A 16,208-nucleotide genomic window follows, 5' to 3' on the forward strand; every position below is an offset into this window, starting at 1 on the left:
TCCTGTCCATCTATGTGTTCATCTCACGTACTACAACTCGAACGCCTTCAACTTTAACAACTTTTACCGGCTGGTCTTTTTCGATAAATCCTCCCTCTGTTACGACATCCAAACGTTCATCACCAAACAGGGCAGTGCCTGAAGGACGAAGTGGCGTTACGGTTTTACCCTTCAAGCCAATTAGTTCAAGGCGGTTCTCAGAAGATACATAACCCAGTTCTGTTGACGTCTGATCAGTTAATATCATCCGTTGAAAGAATCCTTTACTCCCTCCCATCGTTTTAAATAAAATTATGGACGCAATAATCGTAACAATAAAAGCAATACTGATACTCATCGCCATATGGCCTATATCCTGACCCGACATGATTAGCGAGGTGATAATTGCTCCAATACCAATCAATCCTGCAATTCCGCCGGGAAGAAATAACTCTGCTACAACTAAAACGACACCCAGAATTAATAACACCAGTGCTTCCATGCCTGCCAGCCCTGCGACCATATGACCGTAAAAAAACAGAATTAATGCCAGCACGCCCATTATACCAGGGATTCCAAACCCAGGGGAAAATACTTCAACTACCAGGCCAAGACTTGCAATTGACAGCAGAATAGGAACCACAACAGGATTTGTGATAAAACGTGCTATGCGTTCAGAAATTGTCATCTCTTGTTCAACAACAGTTGCATTACTAAGATCCAGTGCCTTCAGTAGTTCTGTGCGATTTTTAACGGTACCGTTTGAATAACCGACTTCTTCAGCTGGTCCAGAGCCCAGTGTCAAGTACTTGCCTTCTTCAGCATCATACTCCGGAAGATCAATACTTGGGTCTGCCATTGCGGCTGCATACAACGGATTGCGGCCTTTTGATTCTGCTGAACTTTTCATAGCCGAGATCCATGCTGACTGGGCTTTTTTATCAGCAGCTGTTCCATCCTGATTGATGACGCCGCTTGCACCCATAGTGGCATGGGGTTTCATGTAAATGTTATCTGTATTCAGTGCAATATAGGATCCGGCAGATAATGCTTTATTAACAATAAAAGATGTCGTTTTAATTTCTAAATTCTGTATTAACTCACCGATTTGTTCAGCAGCTGCGACAGCACCGCCCGGAGTGTCAATTTCAAAAATAATATGATCGGCACCTTCCTGTTCAGCCTCTTCAGTAGCTCGTTTCAGAAAAGCTTCCAGTCCTTTTTCCACTTCATTTTCTATCGGGATAACATAAACCGTCTCCCCCCCACTGCCTTCAGCATGCGAAGCAGAAAACAAGCTCGGCACAAAACATATTACAATAAGTAAAAGTGCGAACACTCTGAGCGCTCTGCGTCTGCCATCATACAAACTGATCCCCCCTCTCTGATGAACCCGACAATGATTCTTACGTTTTAAAAATGTAAATGGTTTCAATTATGTATATGAGTAAATCGTAACATAACCCGAGGTCTCGTTGATAGTTCTCTGTTAAAAATAAAGTCTAAACATATTAAAGGCCTTGCCATCCATGACAAGACCTTTAAAAAGAATCTGCAAAATTGTTCAAATAGCCGGTGAAAACGAACCACCTGATTCATTGCTGACTGTTTGCGTCGGCCGTAAGTTTTGGCCAGTAAGGATTTTGTCATCCGATGTTCTGGTCCATTTTATTTTCACCCTTAACTATTTAGTTTAAGTGCTTTTGAACAAGTTTATTAATCAGTGCGCCATCTGCCTGACCTTTGACTTTAGGCATGACCGTATTCATTATTTTGCCCATATCTTTTTTGGAAGTGGCATCGATTTCCTTAATAGCTGTTTTCACTATTTCCTCCAGCTCTTTTTCGGTCAGCTGCCGGGGCATATACGCCTGAATCACATCAATTTCGACTTTAAGTTTATCAACGAGATCATCGCGTCCAGCTGATTTAAATTCTTGGAGGGAATCCTTCCTTTGTTTCAGTTCTCTTGAAAGTACTGTCAGTTCCTCGTCTTCAGAAAGATTTTTATTACCAAGTTTAATGGACTCATTTTGCAATGAGGCTTTTAACATTCGTATGACTGCAAGTTTGTCTTTTTCCTTGCTTTTCATCGCCTGTTTCATATCCTGGTTCAGCTGTTCAGCTAATGTCATGGCCCCGCACCTTCTTTACTATTTGCGTTTTCTGGCAGCTTCTGACTTTTTCTTGCGTCGTTCGCTTGGCTTTTCATAATGTTCACGCTTACGATATTCCTGCAATGTACCGCTTTTGGATACGTTGCGTTTAAAGCGACGAAGAGCATCTTCAAGAGACTCGTTTTTACGAACGCGAGTTGTATTTGACATGCTAATTTCCCTCCCTCCGAAGCACAAAACAAAAAATAATAGCAAAAACATGTATTATATATCACATGTCTCTGCTAATTATAATATAATAGAACAGATTAGGTCAACTTAAATATTGTCAAAGGACAAAAATTCAAGCACGAATTAATAGTCGGATGTTCCTCTTTCACCAGCTATGATATCAACACTGGCACTTGCACCGATACGTGTTGCACCTGCATCAATCATAGCTCTTGTTGTCGCCAGGTCACGAATACCGCCTGAAGCTTTAATTCCCATTTCACTGCCAACTGCTTGACGCATTAATTTGACATCTTCTATAGTCGCTCCACCACCGGAAAAACCTGTAGATGTTTTAACAAAGTCTGCGCTCGCTGCTTTTGCTGCCTTACATGCACGCACTTTTTCATCGTCTGTCAACAGTGACGTTTCGATAATCACTTTAGTTAAAGCTTTCCCTTTTGCCGCTTCAACAACAGCTTCGATGTCCTGCTGTGCGGCATTATCATTTTTTGCCTTTATTTCGCCGATATTGATCACCATATCTATTTCTTCAGCACCATCTTGAATGGCTTGTTTTGCTTCGTACACTTTGCTCGAAGTCGAGGTAGCACCAAGGGGAAATCCTATGACAGTACATACTTTTACGCCAGTATTTTTCAAACTATCGTAGCAGAACGGGACCCAATACGGGTTGACGCAGACAGAAGCGAAACCATGTTCCCGTGCCTCTTGAACAATTTGCTCAATTTTCTCCTTCGCTGTATCAGGCTTCAGCTGTGTATGATCAATGTATTGAGCAAGATTTACACTCATATATTACCTCCTCCAATCATCAGTTGTCCTTATTTTTCAACACTTCATAATGCAGTAACGCACAGTTTCTTATTCGGGAATTAAGAGCGCATTTCCACCCTTTCACTATTAGCATCATCCATAACCCTAACAAATGTGGCTTTGTTGTAAGGATAGCCTGATTGAGTGATTTTTACGCGTACAATTTGGCCGATTAAATCTTTCGTTCCGTTAAACCGGACTTTTAAGTAATTATCTGTATAACCTTCAAGCATGCTCTCGTCTGTTTCATTCACATGTTCTTCCGGAATAACCTCAAGTACTTCGTCTTCATAATCAGATGCGTATTCTTTTGCAAGCTGGTTCGATAACTCAATCATTCGATTGACTCGTTCATTTTTGATATCAGTATCAACTTGATCAGTCATACGGGCAGCTGGTGTACCTGTTCTTCTTGAGAATGGAAAAACGTGCAGCTCTGAGTATCCGATTTCTTTAACAAAATTATACGTCTCCATGAATTCCTTTTCCGTCTCGCCCGGAAATCCGACAATTACGTCAGATGTGATAGCCAGACCAGGCAGAGCTTTGCGGATTTTATCCACCTTCTGCTTATAATAGTCAGTTGAATATTTCCTCCGCATGCGATGCAATACTGCATCAGATCCTGCCTGCAAAGGAATATGCAAATGCCGGACAATTTTTTCTGATTTATCCAGTACATCGATGACTTCATCCGTAATCTGACTTGCTTCAATGGAGGAAATACGAATCCGCTTCAGACCTTTAACCTCTGTTTCAATCTGCTGGAGAAGTTTAGCAAAGTTATAATCATTCATGTCTTCTCCATAACCTGCCGTATGGATTCCTGTCAGTACGATCTCTTTATACCCTGCATCAACAAGATTTTGTGCCTGTTTAATGACATTTTCAGGTTCCCTTGATCGTAACAGGCCCCTGGACCATGGTATAATACAAAAAGTACAGAAATTATTGCAACCTTCCTGAATCTTAAGCGATGCTCGTGTACGGTCGGTAAAATCAGGCACGTCCATCTCCTCGAAGACGCGATTTTTCATGATATTTGTAACACCATTCACGGGTTCGCGTGTCTTCTGGTGCTCTTCGATATAATCAATCATTTTCTTTCTGTTTTGCGTTCCGACGATCACATCGACGCCAGGGATCTCCATAATTTCACCAGGGGATGTTTGAGCATAACAACCTGTCACACAAATAACAGCATCCGGATTTTTGCGCACTGCCCGTCTGATAACCTGTCTGCTTTTCTTGTCACCAGTATTTGTTACAGTGCACGTATTAATAACATATACATCCGACTGACGGTCAAAATCGACACGTTCATAGCCGTTATTTTTAAACATATTCCAAATTCCTTCAGTTTCATATTGGTTCACTTTACATCCTAAGGTATGGAAAGCTACTTTTGGCACTATGTCCACCTCAATTCTTCAAAATGATACGATATGCTTGCCAATGCATATAAAGATGCTGTTTCAGTCCGCAAAATACGCGGACCTAATCTGACTGGAATAAATTCATTTTGTTTCAACACATCCGCCTCCCGGCCGGAAAATCCACCTTCCGGCCCGATCACCAGCAAGACCCGATCACCGCGACTAATTTTGCTTATGGCTGTTCCAAGGGATTGAAACACTTCATTTTTTGCTTCTTCTTCATAGGCGAATAGTTTTATCTGATAGTTACCACTGTCCGTTGCTAGTTCGGTTGTCGACATCACTTTTTGGATCCGGGGAATTTTATTGCGGTGACTTTGTTCACTCGCCTCTTTTATAATTTTTGAATAACGCTTTAATTTTTTATCAGTCTTTTTTTGATCCCACACAGTCACTGACCGATCAGTTTGGACCGGGATAAATGAAGCAGCCCCCAACTCAGCTCCTTTTTGAAGTACAAACTCCATTTTATCGCTTTTGGGCAAACCCTGGGCAATCGTTACGTCAATGGGCGATTCAGATGATTCTTCAAGCCATTTGCTAATAATTGTATAAACAGTGTCTTTTTCAATGTCTGTAATCCGGCAGACTGCAGCGTATCCATCAGGATGGTTGCAGATGATTTCTTCACCTGTATGGGAGCGCATCACTCGTGCGATGTGATGTACGTCATCACCGGTAATCGTAACCTTATTATCTGTCCAATTTTCTGATGGTATAAAATAACGCTGCAAATCAGACACCACTCTTCCTTTGATTCTTTTTAGCTACAATTGATACCCAGTCTTCCATTTCGTCTATCGTGATAATTTCGAATCCCGCTTTCACCAGTTCATCCAGTACCATTTGTTTTTTTGCCTGAATAATACCGGAAGTTATGAACACACCATCCGGCTTCAGGTTATTCCATGCGTCAGCAATGAACCTCACAATGATCTCAGCTAAAATATTTGAAACAATGATATCCGCTTGCATATCAATATGTTCCAGTAGATTGTTCTGCTCCGGAAACACTTTTCTTTCTATACCATTAAGTTTTGAATTGATTCCTGTGCTTTTGACAGCAACATCATCAAGGTCAAAAGCATAAACTTCCTTCGACCCAAGTAAAGCTGAAGCAATGCTCAGAATACCGGAACCGGACCCTACATCAATGACAACATCATTTTTATTTATGTAATGCTCAATAGCCTGGATGCTTAACATTGTTGTCGGATGTGTACCGGTCCCAAACGCCATTCCCGGGTCAAGTTCAATAATCATTTCATCGGCAGATACGGGCTTATAGTCCTCCCACGTTGGAACGATGGTAATTTTTTCAGATATTTTAATGGGTCTATAATATTTTTTCCATGCTGTAGCCCACTCATCTTCATTTATTTCACTAAAAGTTATCTCATTTCGTCCCAAATTAATATCGTGAAACTTCAGATTGTTAATCGACTGCTTTATTTCTTTCATCATTTTTCCGAGAGATCTGTTCACAGGCAAATAAGCCTTGATGTAAACACCTTCCTCAGGATATTCATCAGCGTTTAAATCATATACCTCACCGAAAAACGTATCGCGTTCTTTAACTAAATCGGTGGGATCTTCAATAACAATTCCGCTAGCCCCTGCTTCGTGCATAATATTGGAAATTGGTTCAACCGCTTCATTTGTTGTATGAACACGCATTTCAGACCAGTTCACATTAACCCACCTGTTTCCTGAAAACTGTTTTTATGTAAAAGGTGCTGGGGCAGCACCTTCATTTAGCTTTTGAATGCATTTTTAAAACGCTGGAACAATGACCCTTGTTCATCAGTTGATTCGTTTCCGCCAATTTCATTAAATTCACGTAACAGTTCTTTTTGCCGCTCCGAAAGACTGTTTGGAGTTACCACTCTGATTTGGACATGTTGATCCCCATAGCCATGACCGCGCACATTCGGAGCACCTTTACCTTTCAACCGGAAAACCTTCCCTGTCTGTGTGCCCACAGGTATTGTCAGCATCACTTTACCATGTACTGTCGGCACTTCTACTTCGTCCCCGAGAGCAGCCTGGGCAAATGTTATTGGAAGCTCACAATTAATATGATCTCCTTCACGTTCGAAAAATTCATGAGAACGTACTTGAATAACGACAAATAAGTCACCTGGAGGACCCCCATTCACACCAGGTTCACCCTTGCCGGCAACCCTTATTTGGTGTCCTTCGTCAATTCCTTTTGGAATCGAAATATGAATACTTTTATGCTTTTTCACTTTACCAGTACCGCCGCAGGTATTGCATTTTTCCGGAATAATTTTACCGGTTCCATTACAGTGATGGCACACACGCCGATTAACAACACGGCCAAATGGTGTATTCTGCTCCGTATTCAATTGACCCGAACCTTGACAATGCGAACATGTTTTGGCTTTTGTGCCTGGCTTTGCACCAGAGCCATCACACGTATCACATTCTTCTTCTTTTGGAATGTTGATATCCGCTTCTTTTCCAAAAATGGCTTCTTCAAAGTCCAGCGTCATGGTATATTGCAAATCAGCACCTTGCTGCGGGGCGTTTGGATCACGACGGCGGCCGCCACCAAAGAACATATCAAATATATCACCAAAACCACCGAAGTCACCAAAGTCCTGTGCACCACCGAATCCGCCTTGGCCTTGTGCACCTGCATGGCCGAACTGATCATATTGAGTTCGCTTTTGCTCGTCGCTCAGCACCTCATAAGCTTCTTTTGCTTCTTTAAATTTGTCAGCCGCATTTTCTTCTTCGCTGACATCCGGATGGTACTTTCTTGCCAGTTTACGATAAGCTTTTTTTATTTCATCTTTAGAAGCGTCTTTATCAACGCCAAGAATTTCATAATAGTCACGCTTACTCACTTGTGAATCACTCTCCCGACACTATTGCATTCATTTTATCATATCATCAATTATATCATGTTAGCAAACGAGAAACAGCCTTGCTCCCGCATGATAGGAGCGACTAACTTTCTAATCCACTGCAGGGCAATTTTGCATTATTCCTGATACCAGAAAAAAGTCAAAGTCAAGAGGGTCCTGACTTTGACTTTTTTGTTTGATGACATAAGGTTATTTTTTGTCTTCCTCATCATCTACTTCTTTGTAGTCGCCATCTACAACATCTTCATCTGAATCCTGGCCTTCTTCCTGCTGTCCTTGTTCAGCTTGCTGCTCCTGTGCCATTTGCTCGTACATTTTAACAGAAAGCTGCTGTACTTGTTCCTGCAGTGCATCCTTCTTTTCTCTGATTTGATCAAGGTCATCAGATTCGATGGCTTTTTGCAGTTCCTCTTTTGCATTCTCTGCGTTTTGTTTTTCTTCATCCGTTACATTGTCGCCAAGGTCCTTAATAGTCTTATCTGTTGTGAATACTAGCTGATCAGCCTCATTGCGAAGATCCGCTTCTTCACGGCGTTTTTTATCTTCTTCGGCGTTCTCTTCAGCTTCCTTGACCATTTCCTCCACTTCTTCATCTGAAAGACCGGATGAAGACTTAATGGTAATGGACTGCTCTTTATTTGTGCCCTTATCTTTCGCACTGACATTAACGATACCATTGGCATCAATATCGAATGTCACTTCGATTTGCGGGATACCGCGCGGTGCTGGCGGAATATCCGTCAATTGGAAGCGTCCAAGCGTCTTGTTATCCGCAGCCATTTCACGCTCACCTTGCAACACATGAATATCAACAGCTGTCTGGTTGTCAGCCGCGGTTGAGAACACTTGTGAATGGCTTGTCGGGATGGTTGTATTCCGTTCAATCAATTTTGTTGTAACACTGCCCATTGTTTCGATACCCAAAGAAAGCGGTGTAACATCCAACAGGACTACATCCTTAACATCGCCTTGCAATACACCAGCTTGAATAGCTGCACCCAGGGCAACCACTTCGTCAGGATTCACACCTTTTGAAGGGTCTTTTCCTGTCTCTTTTTTAATAGCTTCCTGTACAGCAGGTATACGTGTTGACCCACCAACCAGGATAACTTTATGAATATCTTTCGCTGATAAATCGGCATCTTTCAATGCTCTGCGGGTTGGTTTCATCGTACGCTCAACCAGCTCTGATGACAGTTCTTCAAACTTAGCGCGCGTCATATTCATTTCCAAGTGCAACGGGCCATTTTCACCAGCTGTAATAAACGGCAGTGAGATTTGTGTTTGTGTTACACCCGAAAGGTCTTTCTTAGCTTTTTCAGCTGCATCTTTTAAACGCTGTTTAGCCATTTTGTCCTGCGAAAGATCGATGCCGTTTTCTTTTTTAAATTCCTGAACCATATGATCCATGATGACCTCATCGAAATCGTCACCGCCAAGACGGTTATCCCCGGCCGTTGAAACAACTTCAAATGTGCCATCACCGATATCAAGGATGGATACGTCAAACGTACCGCCGCCCAAGTCGTATACGAGAATCGTCTGATCCTGGTCTTCTTTATCAATACCATATGCCAGCGATGCTGCTGTTGGTTCGTTGATAATACGCTCAACTTCCAAACCGGCAATTTGACCGGCATCTTTGGTTGCCTGTCGTTCTGCATCATTGAAGTATGCCGGAACAGTGATAACCGCTTTCTCAACAGTATCACCCAGGTACTCTTCAGCATACGATTTTAAATACTGCAGAATAATGGCAGAAATCTCTTGAGGTGTATATTCTTTGTCATCAATTTTAACTTTATAGTCTGTACCCATATGACGCTTAATTGATTGAACTGTATTCGGGTTGGTGATAGCCTGACGCTTTGCCACTTCACCAACCTGACGCTCACCATTTTTAAACGCTACAACAGATGGCGCTGTGCGGTTTCCTTCAGGATTCGGAATGACAACTGATTCGCCGCCTTCCATTACAGCCACACATGAATTTGTTGTACCTAAATCAATTCCAATTATTTTACCCATAACCAATTCCTCCTTAACTACTCTTGCAATTACTTATTAACTTTGACCATTGCTGGCCGGATAACGCGATCTTTAAGGATATAACCTTTTTGCAGTTCTTCCACTATGGTATCTGATTCGGCTTCCTCATCCTCTACTTGCATCACGGCATGGTGTACATTTGGATCGAATGGTTTGCCGACAGCTTCTATCTCTTCAATACCTTGTGATTTAAGTGCTTCCTTGATTTGGTTGTAAACCATTGAAATACCTTCAACAAAGCTCTTCGTTTCTGCATTAACTTCAACTTGCATCGCCCGTTCAAAATTATCCATCGCCGGCAATAATTCGGTTGCCAGTTCCTCTGATTTGTACTTTTGGACGGATTCTTTTTCTTTTTGGGAACGTTTCTTGAAATTATCAAATTCAGCCTGAGTACGCAATAAGCGCTGCTGCAGGTCGTCTTTTTCCTGTTTCAACCGACTGAGCTCAGCCTGAAGCGAATCATTTTCTTTATCAGCTGACTCCGCTTGAGCCGCGTTTTCCTGATCATCTGTTTCTGCATCGATGACTTCTGTAACAACTTCTTCCTGTTCTTGTTCCGCATCATTTGAATTATTGCGGTTCATTGTTTCCTGATTTTGTTCAGTCATTCCGCCACCTCCTAACTATGAAATTGCCACGATAGAATATAACATGATACGTTCATGAAATAAAGTAAAACTTCAATCAGAAAGTTGATTTCATCACTTACTGATTATCAGTTGGATTAACTCAGATACTTAAGAAGGAAGAACAGTCCTCTTAAAGGAGATCACTATCCCGCTGCATGCGGGATTAAAATCAACACAGAGCATAAGCAAGCACCCTTATTCACTATCTTGATACCACTTATACAACACGTCTGACATTTCAGTTGATAAAGTATCAAGCAGATTAATTACCTTTTTGTACTCCATTCGGGTCGGGCCGAGCAATGCAATCGTACCCATCTGCGTTTCATTCATCTCATAAGTGGCAGTGATAAGGCTGCAATCCTTTATTGCATCAACCTTATTCTCATGCCCAATTGTAACCTTTACGCCGTCAGATGCACCTTTAAGTAAATTGGCGATTTCATCCTCTTCCTCAATCATGGAATAAAATGCCCGCACCTTATCAATGTCATTGAATTCAGGCTGCATTAACAGATTTGTTTTGCCACCAAAGTATAACCTCACTGGGTTTTCATTGAAAAATACAGCTTTAAGATAATCATAAGATGCCTCAAAATCCGTTACATATTTATCCATCAAATTGATGATTTCAGTATTGAGTTTATTGTGCAGCTTAAAAATAGGGACCCCATACAAACGGTCATTCAAGATGTTAACCATTTTTTCCAAATCTGATGCATTAATGGTTTCAGGCACGGAAAACGACCGATGCTCCACATGTCCGGTGTTCGTCACTAAAATAGCAACAGCTGTATTCCCGGACAGTGAAATAATCTGCAGTTGTTTTAATTTTGTCTCAAACACTTCCGGGCCCAGTATTATGGATGTGTAGTTTGTTATCCGTGACAATATTTCCGCGGAACTCTGGACGATTTGTTCAAACTCAAACAGACCATCCTGGATGATATTACGGATAATTTGAACATTGCCTGCTGTTTGCTCAGGTGAAACCAGATGATCGACATAGTACCGGTACCCTCTCTCTGAAGGTATTCGACCTGAAGAAGAATGTGTCTTTTCAAGGTACCCCATATCCTCTAAATCGGCCATTTCATTGCGTATAGTAGCTGAACTGTAATGAACGTCACCTTTCTTGGAAATCGAACGAGAGCCCACTGGTTGTGCAGTTTCGATGAAATCATCAACAATAACTTGCAGAATTAGCAATTGTCGTTCTGTTAACATGATGATCACCTCTGTTAGCACTCTTGGTTACCGAGTGCTAATGCTAAATATAAATTATCAAATCCGGTTTTTTTTGTCAACGAACAACGCTCAGGTCATTTTCTTCCAACAAAAATTGGGCGAATACTTCATTCCCGAACAGGATTCCCTGATCAGTCAAACGCAGGTAACCAGCATCTCTCATAATCCAGCCTTTATCGCCTAAATAGGAAAGTGTGTCTTTGTATAATAATTCATACGAAAAACCAAACTTATTAATAAAATGACGATCACTGATACCTTCCATTTTTCGCAGGCCGAGGAACATCTCCTCTTCAATCATTTCCTTTATACCGATTTCTTCTATATTCAAAATCGGATAGCCGTTTTCCATGGCCTGTTTGATGTAAGCTGGCAACGGTCGTATATTACCGGAGCGCTTTCCCGGCAAATAACCATGAGCACCGGCCCCAAATCCATAATAATGTTCATTTTGCCAATATACAAGATTATGCATGCTTTCATAATCAGGTTTTGCAAAATTGCTGATTTCATACTGCTTCAGCCCATTGCATTTCATGGATTCTTTTAAAATGTCATACATACGAACCTCTTCTTCCTGAGGCGGACGGTGTAATTTACCTTTATGATAGCGTTGGTAAAAAACGGTTTTGGGTTCAATCTGCAGCGCATATGCAGAATAGTGCGGCAAATTAAACGAAAGAGCCTCATCCAATGTTTGCCGGAAATGCTCAACTGTCTGATTCGGCAATGCATAAATCATATCAAGACTGATGTTATCAAAACCATATTGCTGCAATAGATTGATTGTACTGTAGACATCTTTAATTTTATGCACACGCCCAAGCTCTTCAAGCATTGCATCATCAAACACTTGCACACCCAAAGAAACCCGGTTGACGCCATAGCTCTTAAGCAATTTCGCTTTTTCTTTATCGAAGTCACCGGGATTTGCTTCAATACAGAATTCAGAAGCTCCGGCTATATTAAATTTACTATCTATCAATTGCATCAGAGAACGCAGTTGTTCCAGATTCAATGCTGTCGGAGTTCCCCCGCCGATAAAAATCGTGCGAACCTGATTCTTGGTTCCTTTAATTTGTGTATTTATCTCATTTGATAGTGCTTCAATGTATTCCGTTGCCAGTTTTTCGTTATAAAAAAACTTCGTAAAATCACAGTAATGACAAATTTGCTGGCAAAATGGAATATGGATATATACAGATTGTGCCTTCATTTGTTTCTCTCCTACAGGCAGAAAAGGGATAACTCTTACCACCCGGCAAAAGTTTCCCGCTCTGTCAAAATTAGCTAATCGTCATTCATTTCCAGCACAGACATAAATGCTTCTTGAGGGACCTCAACAGACCCTACCATTTTCATGCGCTTTTTTCCTTCCTTCTGTTTCTCCAAAAGCTTACGTTTACGGGAGATATCACCACCGTAACATTTGGATAGAACATTTTTCTTCATGGCCTTAATCGTCGAGCGGGCAATGATTTTATTCCCGATGGCTGCCTGAACAGGTACCTCAAATTGCTGTTTAGGAATTAAATCCTTAAGTTTATCAACAATGTGCTTCCCTCGCTCATAGGCGAAATCACGATGAACAATAAATGATAGCGCATCAATGGTGTCGCCGTTAAGTAAAATATCCATTTTAACGAGGTTTGAAGGCCTGTAGCCGATCAACTCATAGTCAAACGACGCATACCCCTTTGTTTTTGATTTCAGCTGATCAAAGAAAGCATATACAATTTCAGACAGTGGGATATGATAAACGATATTGACACGTACCTCATCCAGATATTTCATATCAACGAACTGTCCACGTTTTTTCTGGGCAATTTCCATAACGGGACCGACATATTCATTTGGAACCATAATAGTCGCTTCCACAAAAGGTTCCCGGACTTCATTAACAAGCTGAGAATCCGGCATAGTCGAAGGATTATCCACTTCCATAATGTCACCATCCGTTTTCTCCACTTCATAAATAACAGACGGCGCTGTTGTGATTAAATCGATATTAAATTCCCGTTCAATGCGTTCCTGAATAATTTCCATGTGTAATAATCCTAAAAATCCGCAACGGAATCCAAAGCCCAACGCCTGGGAACTTTCAGCTTCATATTGCAAGGAGGAATCATTCAATTCCAGACGTTCCAATGCTTCGCGAAGATCATTATACTGATTGGAATCAACCGGGAACAATCCGCAAAACACCATCGGATTCAGCCGTTTGTAGCCGGGTAATGGATTTTCTGCCGGACTGTTGGAAAGAGTAATCGTATCACCTACCCTGGTGTCCCCGACATTTTTGATTGAAGCCGTTAGAAAACCGACATCCCCGACAGACAACCCTTGTTTTGGAACCGGATTAGGTCTGAAAACGCCTATTTCATTGACCTCAAACTCTTTTCCGTTCGCCATTAATTTAATCTTATCTCCGACTTTGACAGAGCCTTCTTTGATACAAATATAAGTGATCACCCCTCGATAAGGGTCATACACTGAATCAAAAATTAGTGCTTTCAGCGGCTTGTCAGGTTCTCCGGATGGCGCCGGTACATCCGATACAATACGTTCCATAATTTCATCAACACCGATGTCATCTTTTGCCGATGCTAAAATGACATCATCTTTATCGATTCCAATGACATCTTCCAGCTCTTGAGCCACACGATCAGAATCAGCATTTGGTAAGTCGATTTTATTAATGACAGGAATGAGTTCAAGTTCGTTGTCCAACGCAAGATAGACATTGGCAAGTGTTTGAGCTTCAATACCCTGGGCAGCATCCACCACCAAAACTGCGCCCTCACAAGCCGCGAGACTTCTGGATACCTCATATGTAAAATCAACATGTCCTGGAGTATCAATTAAATGAAACAAATACTCTTCCTCATTTTTATGTTTATAATTCAGCTGTACAGCATTCAGTTTAATGGTGATTCCTCGCTCGCGTTCGAGGTCCATTGCATCCAAAAATTGCTCTTTCATTTCACGCTGTGTCAATGCTTTTGTCTTTTCAAGAATACGGTCTGCAAGCGTTGATTTCCCGTGATCAATATGAGCAATGATGGAAAAATTACGTACATTCTCTTGTTTGGTCATAAATGCAGTCCACTCCTACTTTATCTTTCGCCGCTACTTATGGCTTGGCACAAGCATAACTAGGACTGATTATAGCAATAGCATTGCACACATTCAAGAATGTTAACACAAGCGGCAGTTTCTCGCTAACAGAGTTGCCGTCAAAAAAACACTTGCACAAGCTGATATGCAGCACTGACAACAAGCTCGTAAAAGCCTTTAACACTCGATTCTAAAAATGATGCAATCTTGTATGTGAAATGCTCAGAATTTTTCGGGCTCTTCAACATTTGACCTTCCGAATCACCCTTGGCAACGTTCTTTTCAACTATAATTTTTTCTTCTTTTTGTACAGCAGATTCATGGATATCCCCTGAACTGTCATTTTCCTCGTGAGTGCGGTCCATTCCGATAGTCAGACCAGTCAAAAAAAACACAACCAATGATAAAAGTATAACAAGTGAACGCATAATTTTCCCCTTCCTATTAGCTCGCATTTACTTTTTCAGCATCCCAGTAGTATTCACTGAATACTTCTGCGACGGCGTCTGCTGACCGATACAGTTCATCCAGGTTGTTACCTACTCCACCAAACTCAATTAACATGGCATTCGGCGATAAGTCTTGGTTATAAACCCCGTTGCTCCCTGCTCCTTTTTTTGTAATAACACCTCTGCTGAGACCCGGGTATTTCTTCTCAATCAATTCGTGCATTTTGTTGGCTATTTTAAGATTTCTTTCGTAACCTTCATATTCTGCACCAACCACAAACATGACCCGAGCATAACCTTTTCCGTTTATTTTCGTTGTCGTTTCATTTTTGGGGCTTGCATCGCGGTGCAGGTCAAACGCATATTGTAAGTCGTCATTACCTGCAAATGCTTCTTGGACCACATTCCTCGAAGCTTTATATGATTGGTAATATTCCCAGTTTTTCTCATTTAAAATATGCATAATGTCAGTCTGATCAACTTTAGTGCCTATCCCTTGTGTTTCAAGAGCTTCGGCAAACCGTTCACTGACTTTTCCGATGTTTACCTCCCCGTGCTGTGCTTCATCCGGATTGTCGGCATCAGGCAAATGCGGCAAAAATGACTCGCGGCTGTGTGTATTATAAATAAATACAACATCACGACCGTTCGTATTCGGCTGATTCTCCTTTCCTTCTTCTGTATCTTTCTGCTTTTTTGGCTCCTCCACGACTGCTTTTCTATCTTCCAGTATGTCCTCAAGCGGAGGTGCTGATTCGACAGGGAGATTTGTATAATCGGTCCCTTTCCCTGCTACAATAATTTCGTTCTGAAATGTTGAGAAACCCGGGAGTTCCTGTCCCAGCAAACTTCTGGTGTCACTGGGTCTGATACTGGTTGTCATTTCAAAAAGCAGATTTCCTATATCAGGCAACTCCTTATTCTCAGGGTATGCTTCCCGGAAAGCCCGGTTTTCCATCCCCAGCATATACAGAAACGTTGTACTATTCAGATCGCTTGTCCAATTTGTAATTGTATTGGACGAAAGCTTGTATGCCGGAGAAATCGTTGTCAATAATCCTACAAGTATGAATATAATCGCAGCACACATGACATAAATGCTGCTTCTATTGTATAGGTGCCTAAAGAATTTATTGTCTTTTCGGTTGTGCTGACGTTTAAAGTCCATGGTTCCACTCCCCTGAGATATTTCCGGTAATTAAAATCTATGAAAAATCTCCGGAAGATAGAACCAACTCTT

At 41.5% G+C, this 16,208-nt stretch carries 15 protein-coding genes; all 15 read right to left on the reverse strand.

Translation table 11 applies throughout. The annotated features are described in order from the left end of the window. Positions 1–10 precede the first annotated feature (10 nt). A complete protein-coding gene (locus IEW67_RS01200; protein ID WP_188631225.1) occupies positions 11–1,348 on the reverse strand; it encodes an NfeD family protein in 1,338 nt (445 codons plus the stop codon). Positions 1,349–1,667: 319 nt separating this feature from the next. Beyond that, on the reverse strand, positions 1,668–2,114 hold the full coding sequence (locus tag IEW67_RS01205) for a GatB/YqeY domain-containing protein (protein WP_188631226.1): 447 nt from the start codon (positions 2,112–2,114) through the stop codon (positions 1,668–1,670). Positions 2,115–2,132: 18 nt separating this feature from the next. Next, the gene (rpsU, locus tag IEW67_RS01210) at positions 2,133–2,306 is read right to left on the reverse strand and encodes a 30S ribosomal protein S21 (RefSeq protein ID WP_188631227.1); all 174 of its coding nucleotides are present in this window, start codon (positions 2,304–2,306) and stop codon (positions 2,133–2,135) included. Between the two features lie 144 nt (positions 2,307–2,450). Further along, entirely contained in the window at positions 2,451–3,122 is a 672-nt protein-coding gene (gene deoC / locus IEW67_RS01215) for a deoxyribose-phosphate aldolase (protein WP_188631228.1), read from the reverse strand. 80 nt (positions 3,123–3,202) lie between these two features. Then, positions 3,203–4,555 (reverse strand): tRNA (N(6)-L-threonylcarbamoyladenosine(37)-C(2))-methylthiotransferase MtaB, encoded by a 1,353-nt coding sequence (gene mtaB, locus IEW67_RS01220; RefSeq protein ID WP_188631229.1) that lies wholly within the window; start codon positions 4,553–4,555, stop codon positions 3,203–3,205. Beyond that, the gene (locus IEW67_RS01225) at positions 4,555–5,313 is read right to left on the reverse strand and encodes a 16S rRNA (uracil(1498)-N(3))-methyltransferase (RefSeq protein WP_188631230.1); all 759 of its coding nucleotides are present in this window, start codon (positions 5,311–5,313) and stop codon (positions 4,555–4,557) included. Before IEW67_RS01225 ends, mtaB begins: the two co-directional genes overlap by 1 nt. A 1-nt stretch (position 5,314) precedes the next feature. Further along, complete coding sequence (gene prmA, locus IEW67_RS01230; protein WP_188631231.1) at positions 5,315–6,271, reverse strand: 50S ribosomal protein L11 methyltransferase; 957 nt, start codon at positions 6,269–6,271, stop codon at positions 5,315–5,317. A 62-nt stretch (positions 6,272–6,333) separates the two neighbouring features. Next, the gene (dnaJ, locus tag IEW67_RS01235) at positions 6,334–7,452 is read right to left on the reverse strand and encodes a molecular chaperone DnaJ (protein ID WP_188631232.1); all 1,119 of its coding nucleotides are present in this window, start codon (positions 7,450–7,452) and stop codon (positions 6,334–6,336) included. 210 nt (positions 7,453–7,662) lie between these two features. Continuing rightward, positions 7,663–9,501, reverse strand: a complete 1,839-nt coding sequence (gene dnaK, locus IEW67_RS01240) for a molecular chaperone DnaK (RefSeq protein ID WP_188631233.1) — start codon at positions 9,499–9,501, stop codon at positions 7,663–7,665. Positions 9,502–9,530: 29 nt separating this feature from the next. Next, on the reverse strand, positions 9,531–10,133 hold the full coding sequence (gene grpE / locus IEW67_RS01245; protein ID WP_229671642.1) for a nucleotide exchange factor GrpE: 603 nt from the start codon (positions 10,131–10,133) through the stop codon (positions 9,531–9,533). A 216-nt stretch (positions 10,134–10,349) separates the two neighbouring features. Next, positions 10,350–11,381: a heat-inducible transcriptional repressor HrcA gene (gene hrcA / locus IEW67_RS01250; RefSeq protein ID WP_188631234.1), complete on the reverse strand. Its 1,032-nt coding sequence runs from the start codon at positions 11,379–11,381 to the stop codon at positions 10,350–10,352. Positions 11,382–11,457: 76 nt separating this feature from the next. After that, positions 11,458–12,618, reverse strand: coding sequence for a radical SAM family heme chaperone HemW (gene hemW / locus IEW67_RS01255; protein WP_188631235.1), 1,161 nt, complete (start codon positions 12,616–12,618; stop codon positions 11,458–11,460). A 74-nt stretch (positions 12,619–12,692) separates the two neighbouring features. Beyond that, the gene (gene lepA, locus IEW67_RS01260; RefSeq protein WP_188631236.1) at positions 12,693–14,498 is read right to left on the reverse strand and encodes a translation elongation factor 4; all 1,806 of its coding nucleotides are present in this window, start codon (positions 14,496–14,498) and stop codon (positions 12,693–12,695) included. 140 nt (positions 14,499–14,638) lie between these two features. Then, a complete protein-coding gene (locus tag IEW67_RS01265) occupies positions 14,639–14,947 on the reverse strand; it encodes a hypothetical protein (RefSeq protein WP_188631237.1) in 309 nt (102 codons plus the stop codon). Positions 14,948–14,963: 16 nt separating this feature from the next. After that, entirely contained in the window at positions 14,964–16,136 is a 1,173-nt protein-coding gene (gene spoIIP / locus IEW67_RS01270; protein WP_188631238.1) for a stage II sporulation protein P, read from the reverse strand. Positions 16,137–16,208: the final 72 nt, after the last annotated feature.

The sequence above is a fragment of the Lentibacillus kapialis genome (assembly GCF_014646635.1).
Classification (GTDB): domain Bacteria; phylum Bacillota; class Bacilli; order Bacillales; family Amphibacillaceae; genus Lentibacillus; species Lentibacillus kapialis.

Excerpts from the sequence above, each read along its gene's own strand:
- IEW67_RS01205 (WP_188631226.1), bottom strand. The coding sequence starts at position 2,114 with ATGACATTAGCTGAACAGCTGAACCAGGATATGAAACAGGCGATGAAA.
- lepA (WP_188631236.1), bottom strand. The coding sequence starts at position 14,498 with ATGACCAAACAAGAGAATGTACGTAATTTTTCCATCATTGCTCATATT.
- hrcA (WP_188631234.1), bottom strand. The coding sequence starts at position 11,381 with ATGTTAACAGAACGACAATTGCTAATTCTGCAAGTTATTGTTGATGAT.
- grpE (WP_229671642.1), bottom strand. The coding sequence starts at position 10,133 with ATGACTGAACAAAATCAGGAAACAATGAACCGCAATAATTCAAATGAT.
- spoIIP (WP_188631238.1), bottom strand. The coding sequence starts at position 16,136 with ATGGACTTTAAACGTCAGCACAACCGAAAAGACAATAAATTCTTTAGG.
- rpsU (WP_188631227.1), bottom strand. The coding sequence starts at position 2,306 with ATGTCAAATACAACTCGCGTTCGTAAAAACGAGTCTCTTGAAGATGCT.
- deoC (WP_188631228.1), bottom strand. The coding sequence starts at position 3,122 with ATGAGTGTAAATCTTGCTCAATACATTGATCATACACAGCTGAAGCCT.
- IEW67_RS01265 (WP_188631237.1), bottom strand. The coding sequence starts at position 14,947 with ATGCGTTCACTTGTTATACTTTTATCATTGGTTGTGTTTTTTTTGACT.
- hemW (WP_188631235.1), bottom strand. The coding sequence starts at position 12,618 with ATGAAGGCACAATCTGTATATATCCATATTCCATTTTGCCAGCAAATT.
- dnaK (WP_188631233.1), bottom strand. The coding sequence starts at position 9,501 with ATGGGTAAAATAATTGGAATTGATTTAGGTACAACAAATTCATGTGTG.